The sequence below is a fragment of the Rubrivirga sp. genome, assembly GCF_049648075.1.
Classification (GTDB): Bacteria; Bacteroidota; Rhodothermia; order Rhodothermales; family Rubricoccaceae; genus Rubrivirga.
The window spans coordinates 1-2,027 of record NZ_JBARYR010000674.1; the positions used below are offsets into that span (position 1 = coordinate 1).

3 protein-coding genes are annotated in these 2,027 nt (G+C 71.0%); all 3 read left to right on the forward strand.

Annotation, left to right across the window (positions count from 1 at the left end):
- On the forward strand, positions 1-545 hold a 545-nt coding region (locus tag WBA11_RS18065; RefSeq protein ID WP_424522027.1), incomplete at its 5' end, for an ABC transporter ATP-binding protein.
- Complete coding sequence (locus WBA11_RS18070; RefSeq protein WP_424522028.1) at positions 542-1,333, forward strand: ABC transporter permease; 792 nt, start codon at positions 542-544, stop codon at positions 1,331-1,333. The genes WBA11_RS18065 and WBA11_RS18070, both read left to right, overlap by 4 nt.
- 179 nt (positions 1,334-1,512) lie before the next feature.
- Positions 1,513-2,027: hypothetical protein (locus WBA11_RS18075; RefSeq protein WP_424522029.1), on the forward strand; the 515-nt coding region annotated here is incomplete at its 3' end.

The following is a 2,027-nucleotide window of genomic DNA, read 5'->3' on the forward strand; positions in this document are numbered from 1 at the left end:
TCCGAGGCCCCTCGGGGGCCGGCAAAACCGTCTTGCTGCGAGCGCTCGCCGGCTTGGACGCGCTCGACGAGGGCGCCCTAGAGAGCCGTCAGTCCAGCGTAGCCAACGCCGACGGGGCCGTCCGGGACCTGCCGCGGCACCGAGCGTCGGCGGCACTGGTGGCACAGCGGCCCGCGTTGTTCGACGGTACGGTCCGCGACAACCTCGAGGCCGCGTTCGGCTACGCGGTCCACACGTCGGCGTACGACGACGAGCGCGCTCGGCATCTCTTGGGGCAACTCGGCCGCGATCCCGACGTCCTCGATCAGCGGGTGGACGGACTCTCCGGAGGAGAGGCCCAGACGGTGGGACTGGTGCGGGCGCTCGTGACCGACCCCACCGTCCTTCTCTTGGACGAGCCGACTGCCGGCCTCGACCCCGAGCGGACGGCCGCCCTCGAGGCCGTCGTCGCGGCCTTCCTCGAGGGCGGAGACCGCGCCGTCGTCTGGACGGGCCACGACGCGGCCCAGATCGCCCGCGTCACCGACCGCGCCCTCGACCTGTGAACGCCGTCGACATCTCCGTCGGGCAGCTCGTCCTGGCCTCCGGTCTCCTGCTGGTCGCCATCGGCTTGTCGGTCGCGCTGCGGCTCGGGCTCACGAAGGGGTTGGCGGTCGCGGCGACGCGGATGGTGATCCAGCTGACGCTCGTCGGGCTCGTCCTCGAGTGGGTGTTCTCGAGCGAGAACGCGGTCGTGATCGTGGCCTTGGCGGTCGGAATGGCGCTTCTGGCGGGGCACGCGGCGGTGCGGCGGACCTCGAGGCGGTTTCCCGGCATCTGGCTCGACGCACTCGTGAGCGTGCTGGGAGCGTCGTTCATCGTGACCGGCGCGGCCGTGCTCGGCATCTTGCGCATCGAGCCGTGGTTTGATCCGCAGTACCTGATCCCGCTCCACGGCATGTTGCTGGGCAACGCGCTGACGGGCATCTCGCTCTCGCTTGACCGGTTCATGGAAGGCGCCTCCAGCGGGCGAGCGACCGTCGACGCCCGGTTGGCGCTCGGGGCCACGCGGTGGGAGGCGGCCCGGCCGCTGTTCCGCGAGGCCGTCCGGACCGGCCTCGTCCCGATCACGAACAGCATGGCCGTCATGGGCGTGGTCAGCCTGCCGGGCATGATGACGGGCCAGATCCTGGCGGGCGCGCCACCGGCCGAGGCCGTCCGCTACCAGATCCTGATCGTGTTCATGATCGCGGCCTGCGTCGCGCTCGCGTCGCTCGGCGTGGTCGGGCTGGCGTACCGACGCCTATTCACGCCGGACCACCGCTTCCATCCCGGGCACCTGCGAGACGCGTAGCTCGACCTCGAGGTCGGACCCGGGTCGAGGCAGCACGCCTTTGAGGTCGGCGAGCCGTCTCGCTAGTCGCTCGAAACCGGAACGCCTCGGGAGCAGAGCGCCGACCTCGAGGACGAAATCGGCAGAGCACTTGACAGCGCAAAGTCGACGCACTACTTTGCGACTCAAAGTCAGAACCGATGTCCTCCGACCGCCCCGCCCTCCGCCAGCACGAGCCGCCGCGCCCGCACGACGCGGCGGCGGCCGACAGCTTGCGGTTCATCCGCGAGACGATGGCCCGCGCGGGCACCTTCACGGCCGTCCCCGGCTGGGGCAGCGTCGCGATGGGCGTCACGGCAATCGCCGCCGCGTGGCTCGCCAGCCAGCAGGCGACCGTGAGCAGTTGGCTCACCGTCTGGACCGGCGAGGCGCTCGTCGGCCTGTTGATCGGCGTCTGGGCGACCACGGCCAAGGCGCGGCAGAGTGGCGCCCCCTTGCTGAGCGGCCAGGGCCGCAAGTTTCTGCTCGGCCTGCTTCCTGCTCTTTTGGCCGGCGTCGCGCTCACCCTCGCGATGTACGCCTTCGAAGCGACGCCCTCGAGGGCATACTCGGCCAACGAGACCAACCCGCTCGTCACGGCCTCGAGGGCGGTCCTGCCGGGCATGTGGCTCTTGCTCTACGGAGCCGGCGTCGCCTCGGCCGGGATGTTCTCGGT